The 16,534-nt window shown below is 66.8% G+C and carries 14 protein-coding genes; 13 read left to right on the top strand and 1 reads right to left on the bottom strand.

Annotated features, from left to right (window positions below; all coding sequences use genetic code 11):
- Positions 1-115: 115 nt before the first annotated feature.
- The 12 genes from ON19_RS36735 to ON19_RS36680 all read left to right on the top strand — a co-directional run bounded on the left by ON19_RS36735 (position 116) and on the right by ON19_RS36680 (position 12,807).
- Positions 116-1,090, top strand: coding sequence for a hypothetical protein (locus ON19_RS36735; protein WP_043703764.1), 975 nt, complete (start codon positions 116-118; stop codon positions 1,088-1,090).
- Positions 1,087-1,632 carry a hypothetical protein gene (locus ON19_RS42665; protein ID WP_157230053.1) on the top strand — a complete coding sequence of 182 codons (546 nt, stop codon included), beginning with the start codon at positions 1,087-1,089 and terminating at the stop codon, positions 1,630-1,632. The genes ON19_RS36735 and ON19_RS42665 overlap by 4 nt, the downstream gene beginning before the upstream one ends.
- A complete protein-coding gene (locus ON19_RS36725; protein WP_043703762.1) occupies positions 1,629-2,705 on the top strand; it encodes a hypothetical protein in 1,077 nt (358 codons plus the stop codon). The genes ON19_RS42665 and ON19_RS36725 overlap by 4 nt, the downstream gene beginning before the upstream one ends.
- A 57-nt stretch (positions 2,706-2,762) precedes the next feature.
- The gene (locus tag ON19_RS36720; protein WP_043703759.1) at positions 2,763-3,665 is read left to right on the top strand and encodes a hypothetical protein; all 903 of its coding nucleotides are present in this window, start codon (positions 2,763-2,765) and stop codon (positions 3,663-3,665) included.
- A 59-nt stretch (positions 3,666-3,724) separates the two neighbouring features.
- A complete protein-coding gene (locus ON19_RS36715) occupies positions 3,725-4,663 on the top strand; it encodes a hypothetical protein (RefSeq protein ID WP_157230052.1) in 939 nt (312 codons plus the stop codon).
- 13 nt (positions 4,664-4,676) lie between these two features.
- Positions 4,677-5,651: a hypothetical protein gene (locus tag ON19_RS36710; RefSeq protein ID WP_043703755.1), complete on the top strand. Its 975-nt coding sequence runs from the start codon at positions 4,677-4,679 to the stop codon at positions 5,649-5,651.
- A 291-nt stretch (positions 5,652-5,942) separates the two neighbouring features.
- The gene (locus ON19_RS36705; RefSeq protein WP_043703751.1) at positions 5,943-6,989 is read left to right on the top strand and encodes a hypothetical protein; all 1,047 of its coding nucleotides are present in this window, start codon (positions 5,943-5,945) and stop codon (positions 6,987-6,989) included.
- Positions 6,990-7,036: 47 nt separating this feature from the next.
- Positions 7,037-8,914, top strand: a complete 1,878-nt coding sequence (locus ON19_RS36700) for a type IV secretory system conjugative DNA transfer family protein (protein WP_051169712.1) — start codon at positions 7,037-7,039, stop codon at positions 8,912-8,914.
- Positions 8,911-9,810: a DUF4913 domain-containing protein gene (locus ON19_RS39565; protein ID WP_051169711.1), complete on the top strand. Its 900-nt coding sequence runs from the start codon at positions 8,911-8,913 to the stop codon at positions 9,808-9,810. Before ON19_RS36700 ends, ON19_RS39565 begins: the two co-directional genes overlap by 4 nt.
- The gene (locus ON19_RS36690) at positions 9,807-10,751 is read left to right on the top strand and encodes a hypothetical protein (protein ID WP_157230051.1); all 945 of its coding nucleotides are present in this window, start codon (positions 9,807-9,809) and stop codon (positions 10,749-10,751) included. Before ON19_RS39565 ends, ON19_RS36690 begins: the two co-directional genes overlap by 4 nt.
- Positions 10,748-11,692, top strand: coding sequence for a hypothetical protein (locus tag ON19_RS36685; protein ID WP_043703734.1), 945 nt, complete (start codon positions 10,748-10,750; stop codon positions 11,690-11,692). The genes ON19_RS36690 and ON19_RS36685 overlap by 4 nt, the downstream gene beginning before the upstream one ends.
- A 251-nt stretch (positions 11,693-11,943) precedes the next feature.
- The gene (locus tag ON19_RS36680) at positions 11,944-12,807 is read left to right on the top strand and encodes an MBL fold metallo-hydrolase (RefSeq protein WP_051169710.1); all 864 of its coding nucleotides are present in this window, start codon (positions 11,944-11,946) and stop codon (positions 12,805-12,807) included.
- A 299-nt stretch (positions 12,808-13,106) separates the two neighbouring features.
- Here ON19_RS36680 and ON19_RS36675 read toward each other — a convergent pair whose 3' ends face one another.
- Positions 13,107-14,225 carry a T6SS phospholipase effector Tle1-like catalytic domain-containing protein gene (locus tag ON19_RS36675; RefSeq protein ID WP_043703725.1) on the bottom strand — a complete coding sequence of 373 codons (1,119 nt, stop codon included), beginning with the start codon at positions 14,223-14,225 and terminating at the stop codon, positions 13,107-13,109.
- 284 nt (positions 14,226-14,509) lie between these two features.
- Between ON19_RS36675 and ON19_RS36670 the strand changes: the two genes are divergently transcribed.
- A complete protein-coding gene (locus ON19_RS36670) occupies positions 14,510-16,525 on the top strand; it encodes a GMC oxidoreductase (protein ID WP_169334257.1) in 2,016 nt (671 codons plus the stop codon).
- Positions 16,526-16,534 lie beyond the last annotated feature (9 nt).

Here is a 16,534-nt window from a genome sequence, read left to right as displayed (position 1 = left end):
GCCGCAGAAGCCGTGTCCCGGTGATCGACTGCGTTTCCCGCGCGGATGAGGAGGCTTTCGTGAACCGACACATCCTTCACCTGCACACGTTCGCCCGCCGCGCGGAGGTTCGGCGGTGACCGGGGCGGGGCTGCCGTGGGAGGTGTTGCCGCCGTGGAAGGTGCGGCTGCTGGAGGACATCCAGGAGTTGTCGGTGGAGCGCACGCATTTGCTGCGTCGCGGCTACCCGACCTACACCGCGGGCAACGGCAGTGAGTTCGAGATCCAGAACTGGCGGAGCCGGTTGCGGGTGTTGGACGCGGTACGGAGTGAGGCGGAAATCCACGCGCGCTCGGTCGAGGTCCCGCCCGAGTGGATCGAGGCCGCCCGGCTGCTGGGGCGGCAAGGTGTGCGCTGGGCCGAGCGCGACCCGGCGCCACCGCGCCCGCCGCGCGGGCCGGAAGCCCGCCGCGCCTGGGTCCTCAACACGCTTGCCGATGATGTGTGGCAGTTGGAGCACATGGCCGCGTTGACGGCCGCGCGTCGCGCTCGGCTCGCCGCTCAGGGCATTCATTCCGAGCCCGAGCCGGTCGTGGCCAGCCAGTTCCAGAACAACATGACCGCGGTATGGCAACGCGCGTGCGAGCTGGCTGGGACGGTCGATCTCCTCGACATCGAACGCCGACAGCTGTGGGGCCGAAGCGCGCGCGGGTGGGGTGTGTTGCTCGCCGCCACGGTCCACACCTACGACACCGACACCCTCGAGGAGCAGTGGCGCACCCACGCCTGGCCCGGCATCGAGCGCGAAGCACGCGACGTCGTCGACAACATCCGCGACAGCATCGACCGCTCCCGCGATCAGGTCCTGGACGGCGGTAGTTTGCCCCCGCAGCCTCAGCAGTTGATCCAGCACGCGATGCACCACTTGTGGCACAGCGGCATCGCAGGCGACGGCGTCGCCCTCGCGACACGTGCCGAACCTGACGATGCGGCGGTCACCGCCGCCCTGCCCCATGAGCTGGAGTTGAGCTGGAGCGCCGAACCGGCCGCCGAACTCGAACCCGAGCCCGGCGCGGCACCGTCACCGCGAGAGCCGGGGCGCGAGCCATGAGCACCCGCACGACACCGACACGCCTCCTCGCCGCCACCGCGGTCCTCGTCGCCGCGGGATGCGGTGTGACCACAACGACGCCAGACACCAGCAGTGAACCGATTTGCCGCACATCGCATTTTCCGCGCCCCTTCAGCGCGGTGGACCCCTGTTCGATCGAGCAGGTATTGGCTGCGGCGGTAGGGGCGGTGTTCGGTTATCGCCCGAGCGAGCATGCCGACCAGCGCGCAGCGTTCCGGGGAGCGCGGGCACTGCTGGATGCGCGGTTCGCCGAACGCGCCGAGCCCGCGGCGCTGGTGTGGGCACCGGTGACCACCGCGCAGTGGCAGCAGTGGCGCACCGACGCCACCACCCTCACCACCACGGCCCAGGTGACCAGCGACGACCACCCCGCCGACACCGCCACCTCCGCGCACCGGGTGTTGGCCGTCGAACTCCAGCCGACCGGTCAGCCGCCGATCCGGTGGGCCGTCTACGCCCACGCCACCAGCACGACAGCCGGTTCGCCGTGGTTGCTGTCGGGATTGGAGGTGGCGGGGTGAGCGGCGATCCGGTCGAAGAATCCAGCCAGGCGGTACGTCAGGGTTTCGTCCAAGCGTTGCAGACCGCGCACACGACCGCCGCGCTGATGCGCGGCCAGAGTGGACACTCCCGGTCGAAAGCGGAATCCGAGCAGCGCATACGGCACGCCGATGCGAAAGAGCACCGCTCGTCGGTCGAGCATTGGGTGCGCGTGACCAACGCTGTGGAAGCCGCGGATCACGCGCGGCACCTCAACAGCGCCAGGGTCGATGAAGTCCGTGCCCGGATCCAGCGCGGAGGCGAACAGCACGAACTCGAGCAGCGGCAGAAGCAGCGGCAGATCGAACGCGCCGATGCAGACCTGACGCGCCGGAATATGGCGGGCTCACTCGAACGCAGACAAAGCCGAGAGCTGCACCAAGCGAAGATCACCGCCTATAAGAACCGGGAGACACGCGACGACAAGCTGCACAAGCTCGACGTCGAATACAAGAAACTGCTGATTGATGTCCGCCGCCGGGCAGCCGGTTTCAGCGATAGCTTGAGCACGCACGGTGACACGGGGGAAGCGATGGCCTCGGCCGCCGCGTTCGCCGCGGCGAAAGGCGCTGAAGGACTCTCGCCCCAGCACGCTGCGGAGGCCGACGCCTACGCCGAGCGGTTCACCGAAGACACCGCCAGTGATCCTTCCGTCATCATCGATGCCGCCCTTGTCGAGGACATCGATTCCGCCCATGGCCAACGTCAGGTGTCACCGTTGGCGATCGAGAGTGGCCCGTCCATCATCGACGCCACCATCGTCGAGGACATCGACTCCTCGCTGAGCGCGGTCGGCAAACCATCGCCGGTGGCGATCGAGGACGTCATCGGGCTGACCGAAGAGCTATCGCTCGCCACGCACATCAGCCACGAGTTCGCCGATCTCATAAGCGAGCCGGACACCGCATCCGATGACGGGTCGGTGATCGGCGACGCGGTCGATGCCGCCGGACTCATCCACGACTTCTCCCCAGCCGCGATGGATTTCGGGATCGAGGCCGAACTGTCCACCGGTGAGATGCCCCGAACACCCGACCTTGGGCGCGAGCTATGAGCAGCCGAAGCAGCGCGAGACCGCCCTGGCAGCAGCGTCGAGGCGGAGGCCAGTGAAATGGATACCCCGACTCCGTTGCAGGTGCACCTGCTGAAGGCGGTGCAGCACCTCGCCTACGACAGCCAGCAACTGCTCGAGCGCGCCCACCATGCCGGTCACGCCAATCCGCCGCCGGAGGTGATGGAGCAAGTGCGGATCGGGCAGCGTTCCCGCGAACAATGCGAAGCGGTCGCGCTGGCGGTCGGGGTGCCGAGGTCGTGGATCGACTACGCGCGCGCTGCTGGGGAACGCGGCAGCCGCTGGCAGCCCGGACAAGCCTTCCTCGGTTCAGGTCGGGTGGAGCGGTCCGCACTGGTCACCGCGTTGCGACGAGAGATCCACGGGTTGCAGGACATGGCCGGGATCGGTGCCGCCTACCCCCGTCGGGCGACGCTCGATGGGGATGCGGTGGCGCGGTTTCGGCGGGTGATGGGCATGACCTGGCAGCGTCTGGGCGCGGTCTCGCATGCTCTGGGGTTGAGCGAGGAGGAACGCCACCAGGTGTGGCAGCGCGGGCACCGGCATTGGTCCACGACGGTGGCCGAGCAGCTCCGCGGGCAAGCCGACCATCAGCTTGCGCAGCGGTGGAGCCAGCTGGCCAGCGCGGACTTCACCGCCGCGGCGATGCCGGTCATGGTGCTGCAAGCCGCCGGAATCACGCCCGACGACATCGCCACCCAGATGCCGGACTCGCCCGACCGCATGGTCGAACACGCCGCCACCGCCCTCACCACCGCCGACCGCGCCACCACCGCACTCATCGTCGACCCGGACCGCGACCAAGATCCCGCCGCCGACATCACCGCCGCGATCGACGCCGCCGGCCTGTCCGACACCCCCGGCGCAGCACACACCTCCGCCGACGACGCGCTCGAGATGGGCGGCTCTCGGCACGAACTTGCCCCCGGACCCGAGCCATGACTTCGCCGGAACACCGAAGCACCTCCCTATCAAGCATTTCTGACGAAAGGCCTATGCCCGTGAGCCAACCATCACCCGAGCTGGAGGGACTGCCCAGCTGGAAGCTGCGGCTGCTCGAACGCATCCAGAACACCGCGGCCGACCACACCCGCGTCTTGCGCCAGGGCTACCCCACCTACCAGCCGCACTACGGCAGCGGGGAGATCCCGATACAAACCTGGCGCACGCATTTGCGCGCCCTGGACGCGGATCGCGGCGAGATCGAACTCCACGCCGCCGCCGTTGGCCTGCCCGACTCCGCGATCACCGCCGCCCGCGCCGCCGGACAACGAGGTGTGCGGTGGGGCGACAGCGTGCACTCCCCACGCACGATGCGGCACGGGGAAGACCCGGTGCGTGCGCACATGGTCGAAGGCGTCGCCGCGGACATCTGGCAGCTCGAGCACATGGCCGCGGTCAAGGTCGAGCACCGTCTGCGCGGACTCGACGACACTCTGGCCGACGACCCCGCCGCGCGCGAGCAGTTCGACCGGAACATGGACGCCTTGTGGATCCGGGCGGCCGAAACCGCCCACGTCATCGGGTTGAGCGCCGAGGAACGCGCGCAGCTGTGGGAGCGTGACGGCGCGGGCTGGCTGAAGCTGGTGTCGGTGACCGTGCGCGGCTACGACGACATTGCCCTGTCGGAACGGTGGCGCGCCTACGCCTGGCGCGGCATCGAACACGACGCCCGCCGAGCACTCGACACCCTCGCCATCAACGAGGTGACAACCCCCGAACCGGTTTCCGCGCCACCCGCCCCGCACCTGCTCCTCGACCGCGCCACCAGAGCACTGTCGACCACCACACCCGGACAGGTGGCGGCCGAGGCTGGTCTCGGTGCGGCGGTGGATGCGGCGCTGCCTGCCGACCTGACCGCGGTGTGGGACAGCGAACCTGCGGGCGAACCCGACATCCGGCCACCGGAATCCGGGTCGTCGATCGAGCGGGACTGGTGAGGCAGGCACGACAATGACCACGCCTGAACCATTCTCACCCGCGCAGACCGTGGCGCAGTGGCAAGCGCAGCTGTTGATGCGCATCCGGCGGCTGGCCGCCGAACACACCCGCATCATGGATGCCGGGTGGGAGAAGTTCGAAGCGCTCACCAGCGACGGCGACCAGCAAGCCGCGTGGCAAGCGCATCTGGACGGGCTGGAAGCCCAACGCGAGCAGGCCGAACAAACCGCGCTGACCGCAGGCATCGAACCAGCGTGGATCGCCGATGCTCGCGAACTCGGCACCGCCAGCACCCGTCCCCGGGTGGAGGCCGGGGTGCGGCAGAACCCGGTGCGCGACAACGCCGCACAGGACTTCTACATCGACATGCTGCACCTGGATTGGTGGCATCTGGAACGGATGGCCGCGCTCGCCGCCGCCCGCGCTGACCGGATCTCAACCGGCCGATGGAGTTTCGGCACCACCCCGGCCGCCGCCGCGCAGTTCGCCCGCAACATGCAGCTGTATCACCAGCGAGTCACTGCCCTGGCACACGCCGCGCAGTTCACCGCCACCGAAGCCGACACGTTCTGGGGCCCGGCCGCGGAAGGCGCGCGCCGAGGGCATGCGGTGCATTTGGAAACCTACAACGAGCTGGATTTGGTGGCCGAATGGAACGCCTACGCTGCCCCGAGCCCCGACTTGGCGATCCCGCCCTACGTTCCCACCGACCCCGATACCGGCACCCCCACCGCTGGCGCCGCGGTCACGCCACCGACACCCCAACAGATGATCGACACCGCCGCGGCGTCACTGCGCGCCCAGTTCGTCGACGCCGCCCTCAACAGCGAGCACGCCGACGCAGACCCCGACGCCGCAGCCGCTATCAGCGCGGCCGTCGACGCCGCCGTTGCCACCGACGAACATGCCTGGGATACCGAGCCCGACCCCTACCATCAGGTCGGTGACTCCCGCGGGCCGACCGAGCTGGGTCTCGACCCGTACTAGCCGAGCCTCCTCGAGCCGTCACAGAGAAGGGAACACGCCCTCCGACGACCGCAACTGAACTGACGAATACATTGTTCGCGCTTTGTCGTCGACGTACTGGTCACCGGGTACTGACCGGCACGTTCGAACCCGAACTGCCAGGGGACATCCACACCGCGAAAAGGCCGTCACATGACGGAACGCGGTCCACGCCTTCCTTCACCGGAGGTCGTCGATGTCCGACACCATATTTGATCCCCCTGCACCGCAACAGCATCGCCCGGTCCGCGACGAGGATCGGCGGGTGCGGCGATGAGCTGGCCCGATCCCCGATACGGCATCACCGATCCGGGCTACTACCGCGACGCCGCCAACGACACCGAAGCTCAGATCCGGGCAGATTTCACCCGCTACTACCAGCTGCGGTTGATCGCCCCACACGGCGAAACGCTCGAACAGCAGCAGCAATTCACCGACTGGGCTGACGAGCTGGCCGCCCAGTGGGGCCGCCACGAATCACCCGAGCACCGCCGCCTTTGGGGGCAACTGCAAGCCGCAGTCGCCGGGTGGGAGGCGCGGCCGGAATTCACCCGTGCCGCCTACAACCGGATCATCCGCGCCAAGCTCGGGGGAGACCTCGACGTCGAGCCGGTGGTATGGCGCAACCTGCGCCAAGCCGCAGAAATCACCGGCCACATCGAAACCACCACCACCGGCTCCGAACAGGATGGTGCTCGCTGGCAACCACCCGGCCACTCACCCGAACGGCAAGCCGAGCGCACCAGCGTGCTCGACCGTGCCCTCGGCGTCCGCGGCCCGGCACTTGCCAGCCTCAGCGAAGTCGACGCGATCATCACCGAAACCGATCAACTGCTGGAAGCCGAGGAAGCAGCCGGAGATCGCGACACCGGCCGAGACGAACGCCTCACCCGTCAACGCGTGGCACTGCGGCAACTGCAAGACGCGACCGCAGAACACACCCACCTGTCGGATGCGTGGCCGAGCGCACCTGAGCGGTATCAAGCTCACCTCGCGCGGCTGGAGTCCCTGCTGGACGCCGCCCGCACTGCCCGCGTCGCCGCCGCGGACGCCGCGGCGTCACCGGCCGACATCGAGGCTGCCTACCACGCCGGCTTGGCAGGCACCTACTCCCATCAGGACCCGGCGAGCCCCGAACAACTCGCGCTGCCGGACCCGTTGACGGGCCTCGAACACGGGAGTGGCGCGGAGATCGATGCGGCCATCGACGCCGCGCTGCCCGAGAGCCAGTTCGGCGAGTGGAGCCCAGCCGACGACCTTGAGGATCACCCGGCCGTGACCTCGCACGAGATCGGTGTGAACGCCGACCTGACGGCCTGAACGCCCCTCGCTCCCCAGACATGCGTATCCCTCGGAAGGACTGAATCATGTTCTCGACTCGAGAAACCCGCCGCCGCACCAAACGCGGACTCGGCGAGGAAACCACCCTTCTGCTGCTGCTTCTCGTAGCGGTGCTGATCGCGCTGGCGGCGTGGTCGGCGCTGAGTCTGGGCAGCCGCTGGGCCGGACTGCCCGTCACCCGCCACCCCGTTGGTGCCCTGCTGGAAGTCGCTACCGGTCAGCACCCGTGGCCGTGGCAAGCCAGCCTCATAGCTGTCGTCTACCTGCTCGGCGGCGGCGGGCTGGCAGTTTTCGGGTGGCGCACACTCGCGTCGGGCAGCGAGATCGATGCCGCCGCGCGCACCATGCAACGACCCCGCGACATTCGGATGGCCCGCGCCCGCGACAACCAGCGCGCCAACAAGCGGCTGCTGCGCGACGCGCCCGAGGAAATCCAAGCCCTCAAAGGACCACCGCTGGGCAAGAGCGTCATCGGCGGGGTAGAGCTATTCGTGCCCGCCGAGTTGGGGGTGACGATCGCTGCGGGCACGCGCACCGGCAAGACGATGGCGTGGGCGATCCCGGCCGTGCTCTCAGCGTGGGGCCCGTGCTTGGCGACCAGCAACAAACCGGATCTGTATCGGCACACCGTGCACGGGCGCGAGCAGCGCGGCCAGATCTGGTTGTGCGACTTGCAAGCGGTCACCGGGAAGGTGGAGTGCGGCTTCTGGGTCGACTTGTTGGCCCAGGTCACCAGTCTGCCCAAGGCACGGAAACTGGCTGGATTCTTCGTCTCTGCCGCCTCCGGTTCCGCGTCACAAGCCGCCAACGCGAAGGTTGACTCCTATTTCGACGGCGGCGCCCAAGAGTTACTCAGCCTGTATCTGTACGCCGCCGCCTGCGCAGGCGGTGATCTGCTGCACGTGGCCGAATGGCTCGGCCGCGATCAGGACCAGACACCGGCGCTCATCCTGCGCCACTACAAGCACTTTCGCTCCGCCGAGCGCATCCTCGAATCCCAAGCGCTGTATAGCCGTCAGCGCGATGGCTTGTTCGACATGGCCCGCCGCTTTTTGAACGTGCTCACCGATGAGGGTTATGCCCGCATGGTCACGCCACAGCGGCGGGTGCGGCTGGCGGTCCGTGAGGCCATCGTCAAGAAGACCCGCAAGACCGAACTCGTCATCGACCGGACCGAACAAGACCAGACCCATGAGCTGCCGCAGTTCGACCCAGCGCGGTTCGTGGACTCGACCGACACGTTGTATGCGCTGTCGATGGCCGGCCCCGACGGCGCCACACCCCTGACCTCGGCGTTGGTCGGGCAGATCCTGGAGTCCGCACTGGATGCGGCACGCGCCCGCCCGGACGGGCGGTTGGCAGTGCCGCTTCTGGCGGTGCTGGACGAGGCCGCCAACTGCGCCCGCATCGCCGAACTCCCGGCCTACTACACCTACGCGGGCGGCTGCGGAATCGTGCTGATGACCATCCTGCAGGTCCTCGAACAAGGCGAAGACCTCTGGGGCGTCAACGGTCTGAAAACGATGCGCGCGCAATCCATCGAGGTCTACGGCGGCGGCATCGCTGCGACCGACTATCTCGAGCATTGGTCGGCGATGACCGGCCCCCACGACGTGGCCGATCGCTCCCGCAGCCACGGCGCTCAAGGCACCAACCGCACCGTGTCCTGGCGCGCCGAACCCATCCTGGACACCGCGCTGCTGGCTGCCCTGCCGAAAGACCGCGCCCTGGTCCGGCTGCCGAACCACGGACCGGTCGTGGTGCGCAAGATCTGGTGGTCGGACACCGAATACGCGCCCTTGATCCGGAAATCGCTCGCCCGGTTCCAGAAAGCCGCCGATCAGAGCACGGCGCCAGCCACCGGATTTGAGAAGGATGCCGCCGACGGCGGTGAGCGCCCGTGAGCGCGCCGACCCCGGGGACGGGAAATTCTGCGGCAGGGAAGAAGAGCGCGCCGAAGAAGCCGGAGCAGCCGTCGTATCAGCATTTCACCGAGTTCGCCGAGACGTGGCTGTGGCCGTTCATCAGCGTCCGGTTGGCTGAAGCCAACCGGGAGAACACCTACACCTGGTGCCCACGATGGTGGGCACACCGGGCGGTCGCGGTACGCATCGCGCACCTGCACGCCGCATTCGAAACACAAAAGCGCGCCCGCACCGGCAACGGCTTCAGCACCTTCGTGCTCTCCCACGTCGATGCCCACTTCAAGGTCATCCTCGACGCCGCCAACGGCCCGCTGCACCGCTGCACCCGCACCACCCACATCCCCACACCGAGCTTGCCGTTCGAGCCGGTCCCCGCCCGCTATTTCAAACCCTCCCAGCCCGCCGGCAACGCAGACGGTGAGGAGCCGAAGGGGCCGCCACCACTGTTCGAGCACTGGAGCCTATTCGTGCAGCAGTGGTTGCTGCCGGTCACTTCGGTGCGGATCGCGGCCAACAACCGCGAAGGCCAATACACCTGGTGCCGCCGCTGGTGGGCACATCACGCGGTTGCAGTCCGGTTCGCCGGGCTGCACCGAGGGTTCGAAGCCGCCCGCGTGGCACAAGACAAATCCACGATGAGCACGCTATTCACCCGCCACATCGACCCGCACATGCGCTACATCCTCGACGCCGCCAACGGACCCCTGTACCGCTGCACCCCCGACCAGCACATCGACACCCCTGGCCTCCCGGTCGAACCCGTCCCGGCCGCATGGTTCGGCGCACCCGGCGCGGGGATTGCGATCGAGCGGCTCGGGTTCGGTCCCGATTTCCGTGCCTTCGGTGACGGCTTCACCGCAGGGGTGGGGTCGTGAGGGCGCCGACACGGCCCCAGGCGGCGGTGCTGAAAGCTCTGCAGAACCAGACGGTGTTCCTCAACCGGATGGTGGCCACCGCCACCGAACGCCAGCACAAGAGCGGACGAACACCGCCGCAGTCCTGGTATGAGGACTACCAAGGCCGCGCGCTCCTGCGGGAGGCACTGATCAACGCCGCCTACGCCGGTGGCGTGCCGCGCGTGTGGATCGAGCACGTGCGTGAACGCGCCGAACGCGGCACCCACTGGCGCGCCGACCTCTACCTGCGCGATCCGGAACCCACCGACTGGGACCGCATCCTCGGTGACCTCTACGCCGACGTGCAACGCCTGGGCGAGTGGACCGCCCTGCATACCGCCTCCGAACAGATCGCCCCGTCCAGCGACACCAGTGCCGTTGCCGAGGTCGAGGGAAATCTGCGTGCCCTGCGCTACCGGGCTTCGGGGGTGGCCAACCTGCTCGGCCTCACCCGCGAGGAAGGCAACGATCTGTGGGGCGACGCCGGGGAGTGGGCTCACGCCGCGATCGCGTCCGTCGACGGCGTTCCCGCCGAACAGGTGATGCAGCGCTGGCAGCAGATCGCCCGGGCCGACACCCGTTCCTACGCGTTGCAAGCCACCGCACTGAACAACGCCGGAATCCCGATCGACACCGCGGCGGCGTTGTGCACCCACGCGGAGCTAGTCACCGCGATCACGAAAGGGCTGACGCTCCCACCGCCGCAGTTCCGGTCCGCCAGCCCCACCGGCGCCGACATCGACGCCGCAGTCGACGCCGCGATTCCCACCGGCACTGTCGCCCATGACACCGAAGCCGATCGCGCCACAGCGGTGTTCAGCCACGCAGCCAGCACCCAGGCGTGGGTGAACGACCCCACGACCGACCACGACATCGGCGTGCCGCAGTTCTCCTCACCCGGCGAGGGATACGGACAATGACCCGCCCACGATCAGGCACCCGCAGCGGGGACATCCCACCCGAACACGCGACCCTGCTGCGCCACATACACCAGCTCGCCGCCAGCGCCACCCGCCTGCACGACACCCTCCACACCACCGAAACCGAAGCCACCGCGCCAACGGCGGTATTCGAGCAGATCGCCGCGATCGACCGGCAACGCAGTCTCGCGGAAATCCAAGCCCGCGACCGAGGTGTGCCCGCCGACTGGATCGGCGTCGTGCGGCGGCTCGCCGAAACCGGTCGCGCATGGAGCGACGACCACCTGCTCCCGACACCACGCCCGGCTCCCGGACGGCGAAACACCCCCCGCGTCGCCGACGACATGCGCCAGCTCACCGACATGGCCGCCATCATCGTCGCCCGCGAACATCTCCTCGGCACCGCCACCGCCACCGCCGACGCCGAGCCGGACCCGGCCGCCGCCCAACAGCTGCGGCGCAACATGGAAGCGCTCTGGACCCGCGCCGACCGCACCGCCACCTCTATCGGCCTGGGCGCCCAGGCTCGCGCCCGAGCGTTCGACACAACCACCAGCGACCTCGCACAGCGGGTTGAGGGCTACCTGCACTACAACCCCGATGACCTCGACACCCACTGGCGCAGCTACACCAGCACGGCCATTGCCGATGGTGTCCGGCGCTCGCTGAAAAGCCTCCGCCGCACCGACCGCGACATCACCACCCCCGACACCGACACCGACACCGAGCGGCCCCCGACACCGAAAGCCCTGATCCAACGCGCCCGCGACGCCCTCGACACCGCCATCTGGGGGCAATCCGAGCACGGACCTCAGATCGACGCCGCGATCACCGGCGCAATGCCCGAGGCCACGACCGACAGCTGGGACAGCACAACCGGTGCGGACACAGCGGAAACCACCAGCGTCGAGGCGTACCCGACCGCCGGGCCCGATCCGTAGCCCTCCGCGACGCGACATCCGCTGCCCGCCGTCGATCCAACCTGCGAGAACCCCATGCCCGCTGTCGAATCCCGCGTCGCCGCGACCCCGCACCCGCCTTGCATACCCGCCCCCAGGCTCGGAGCGTGACCCGACCGCCCGGTCGCCGCGACCCCACCCGGCCCCCAGCACCCGGTCAGGTCGCCCGACTGCACGGCACGTCACGGCGGCGACCACAACCTCCCCGAACCCCCACATCAGGAGACCCGATCATGACCCTCAGCCTCGACCACTACACCCGCCCCGCCACACTCCATCACCACCAGCTCGGCGATCACCGCATCACCTACCTCCCCGACGGCGTCGCCCTGCTCGAACCCCGCGCATGGCTGCCGGACTCCGATGACCAGATATGGGCCGCGAACCAGCATCTGATCAACGACGACGGCTACCTCGTCGCCAGCGTCGGCGCACTGCTGGTCGAACACGGCAACCGAGCCATGCTCATCGACGCCGGCTTCGGACCGCTGGCCGTGCCCACCCCGTATGGGCTGATGCGCGGCGGACAATTGCTCGACAGCCTCGCCGCCGCAGGCACAACCCTGGCCGACATCGAACTCGTCGCCATCACCCACCTACACCTGGATCACATCGGGTGGCTGTGGCAAACCGCGCCCGCCACCCCGAGCAGCCCCTTCGCGGACATCCCCGTCCTGATCGGGGACACCGAATGGCAGCACAGAGCATTTGCCGCCACGACCGGCGCCAGCGCCGAGATGCTCGATGTCTTTGCCGCGCAAGTACGCACCGTCAGAGACAGTGAGGAAATCTTCCCCGGCGTGCACGCCCTGGCCCTTCCCGGGCACAGCCTCGGGCACCTCGGTTACGTGATCACCTCACCCGGCCACCGGTTGCTCGTATTCGGCGACGCGATGCAAACCCCACTGCAGATCACCCATCCCGAACTCACCGCGGCCATCGACGACGACCCCGCCGCGTCGGTCACCACATGCCGCGCCGTCATCGACCAACTCGCAACCCCCGGCACCGTCGGCTTCGGTCTGCACTTCGCCGACGTCCAACTCGGCCGAGTCGCCACCGTCCACGCAGGCCAGCTGCTCTGGCAGCCCGAATAGGGCACCCACCACCACATTCGGACACCGACCGCTCAGTTCACCCCTACTTCAACCCTCGATCGGAATTACCCCGCGCAACCCGCCACTAGGACCACTCCCGCCCACGTCACCGTGCACGTCCGTCCCGCCAGTTACCGCGCCGAACAGGGCGAGTTCACCTAACCGTCCCGTATTCAAGACACGGCACCCGCCCTACCGTCCCGCAGCACTCACCGCATAACCCAACACGGATCATGCGGTGATCATTTCGATACACCACCGTGTTTGGACTTGATCACCCCCATCGGATGGCCGGCCGGTCATGCGGTGGCTGATGGAAGTCGGGATTCGACCGGCATGATTCGGGGCTTGCCGCGGAGGTATGCAGCTAGGGCTGGCGGCCGGTAATCCTGTTTCTCCTTGCCTCGCTCGACTGCGCTTGAAGCGACGTATTCGTGAGACTCATCGCTGACGCCAAGGCTTCGGTCGAATGGAGGGATTATCCGAAAGACGCCCTTGCGGGACTCGTGTAAGTCGCCGAGTGGATCGGGGTGGATAGCCGTGGGCACACCCAAAATTTGATCGTCTATGGATGGTTCAGCACCGCCGGATGCGCGGTGGGTGAAGGCGTCGGAGCGGAAGGTCAAGCCGCAGCTACGGGCGCGATCCACCATCCAGAGAAGCGGTATGTCGCTTATTTCATGCGTCGGATAGCCGCCGCCGACATCGGAGTGAACGCCGGCGAACCAGACCTGCTCAACTCGCTGACCATCCGGGGGGTGCTCCTGTGGCGTCCAGAGCGCAGGCCGGAACGGCCCCCGTTTTTCGTCGATCGCCAGTGCCTGAAACGCCGCGTCGACGGTGCGGCTCAGTTTTGTGTCGTGGAATTCCCACCGGCGATTAATCAACTTGACCAGGCCGAGCCCGTCGAGCGGGATCCCAAGGGAGCCGACTGTGTCCCAGACCCCGATGAAGCGGATCCGCGTTTCATGGGAGTACGAGCGTCTGAAGAGAGTCGCTTCGATGCCGCGCGGATGTGTCTTACTGCTCTTGCTGCGGTAGAGCCCATACGCCTCGTCGACGCGATCATAGTGCTCTCGCCGCAGAATGCCACAGTTTCGGACAAATCCTGCAGTGCTGCGTGCGGTGAATGCGCCGCGGCTGAAGCCGAAGAAGAAGAGCTGATCGCCAGGGTCGAAGTTCTGCACAAGGAAGCGGTAAGTGTCGCGGACGTCGCGCGACAGTCCGAAACCGAAGGCACCACCACGGATTCGCTCCCACCGGTTGGTTCCGACCCCAAGATGGTAAAAAGTCCTCTGCTCTCGGCCGCTGTGATCCGTGGGCGCAATTGCCAATGAGATCTTCGTTACGTTCGTCGGGCTCTGCTGGTCCGGGCTATTCCACGTGCCATCGCAGCACACCACCAAACTTTTCGACATCTCCGCTCCTTCGACGCACGCCTAAGGGCAATCGACCTAGCTTTGCGCCGTTCCAGGGCAGCTGCTGCAAATTTCCGCCAAATCGTCTAAACGGTGATCACAACGTGCCCGATGTGAAATCAGCGGCGCTTCGGCGTCGGCGCACTCGCTTCGCGAACTGGTCGAAGCGTGCGGTCAGGGTTTGCTGAAACCAACCGGCATGTTCTTTTCGCAGGTAGCGTGGCAGGGAGACGACTGGTCGCGGTACTCGAGTAGGTCCGAGCTTGATGAGCGAGGAGGCTTGCATGAGTCAGCCATACGACAGCGGCGTGCCCGAGGAGTTCGTTCCCCGCGAGCTCTCAGAGGTGTCTGACAGCTCAGTGCTTAACGACGTACTCGCTCCCGGACGGGTAAGCGGGTCGAGACTCAGCCGGCGACGGTATCTCCGCACGCTCGCACGTCCAGCCGCAGACGTCAACGAGACTCCTGCCGAAGGGGCGACCTTCTGGGCTCACCTCTGGACGACCAAGTGGCGACCTGCGCACGAAATCACCATCCGCTGCGCCGAGGCCGGATGGACGCGTGACATCCACGGTCTGTATCGGTATGGCGGCTGGCACTTCGAGCTGCCGAAGTCCGTATTCCCAGACGGTCTGACCATGAAGTTCGTCCTGAACGGACACACTTGGATCAAGGGATTCGACCGCCAGCTTGCGCCGGACAAGAACCACCATTTCACGGCCGAGGAAGATGAATTCGATTCGCTTGAGGAGCGGTTCGTAGTTCCGTACGGAGACTTTCGCGCCGAGGCCACCCGACAGCAACAAGAAATCTCTTTCGGCAACGTCAACAGCGCGATCCACTACGATGTCATCGTTGTAGGCTCGGGTATGGGTGGAGGGATACTCGCCGACCAGCTGTCCGACCGAGGGGCCAAGACCTTACTCCTCGAGATCGGAAGTCTGGGACCTTCTACGCACATCAACAACCTGCCAGGTGACTGGGAATCCTTACCGCAGCGGAATCAGGTTCTTAACTTCGAAAATAAGGACGACTCGAAGTTCTTGTACGGCGTCCAGATGACGCTGGGCGGGCGCTCGGTGTTCTGGTCGGGATTGATCCCGCGAATGCGGGAGTGGGAGCTGCAGTACTGGCCGCAGGATGTATCCACCTACCTCTGTGCCACGGGATATTTAGCCGCAGAGGCGCTCCTGCGCAAGCGTCAAACGCTGGGTCCGTTCCAGAATCAGGTCGTCGAGCACTTAGCGGCGTGTCTGCCGGGGTACAAGGTCATCGACCTACCTCGCTCTCAGCATCAACCCAACCTTGCGGCGGACGGCAGCTCGATCGGCGACGTCATCGAGACTTCGACCGGCACCTTCTCAACAGCCGATCTGCTCCTGGACTCGCTCGGGCATGCCGGGCGGGCTGGACGGGACAACCTCACCGTCAACCTCCAGCATCGCGTCGTGCGGGTGGAATCGACGGGCGAGCAGTCGGCTGTCGTCGAATGCCAGGACTTGGCCGGTAACGTCGGCAGGCGCTACACGGGGAAGTACGTCGTCCTATGTGCTGGCTCGATCGAGAGCCCGCGAATCGCCTTGCAGAGCAACCTCCAAGATCCGAACAAGAAGATCGGGCGTGGCCTGACAGACCATCCTGCGTACTTCTCGCACGGCGGTACCGACTACGGGTACATGATTCCCCAGACGCAGGATGGCGGGGTGCCACATCCTTTCTGGAACCCCGCTGCATGCGCGAGAGTCCTCATCCAGCCAAAGGCGAATCTGATATCGGAACAACCGTTCAATACCGAACTGCTGCTCAATGGGTGGTACTGGGACCTCCGGCACGCAGACGACGACCTGCGACAGCAGTGGCTGAACCTGGGGGAGTCTCGCGTCAAGTTCCAATTCAACTTCTCCAGCCAGCTCGATGATACGAACTGGCTCGCCTTGCAAGGCGATGATCAGCCGATCGCCCTTCGGGTGGCGCCCAACGAGTCGGGAAGTGCTTTCCACGAACAGTGCAAGAACCTACGTAACCGGTTGCTCGAGGAGTTGGACATCCCGAACCCCGAGCCGAACAGTAACCTGGGGTACGCGAACCAGGGAACGCCGCACCACGCTGGTGGCTCGCTGCGGATGAGTGGCGACGGAACAGGCGTCGTGGACACGAATCTCAAGTTCGAGGCGTACCCGAACCTCTACGCCTGCGACGTGTCGGTGTTTCCCGCGATCCCCGCCGCGAACCCATCGTTGACCCTGGCAGCGCTGTCCTTGCGCCTCGCTGACCACTTGGCAAGCCGCCTCAATCCTTAACCGCACATC

It is taken from the genome of Nocardia abscessus NBRC 100374 (genome assembly GCF_000308455.1).
GTDB classification, from domain to species: Bacteria; Actinomycetota; Actinomycetes; order Mycobacteriales; family Mycobacteriaceae; genus Nocardia; species Nocardia abscessus.
Note: the sequence above shows the minus strand (reverse complement) of the source record. Positions and strands in the feature narration are given on the sequence as shown.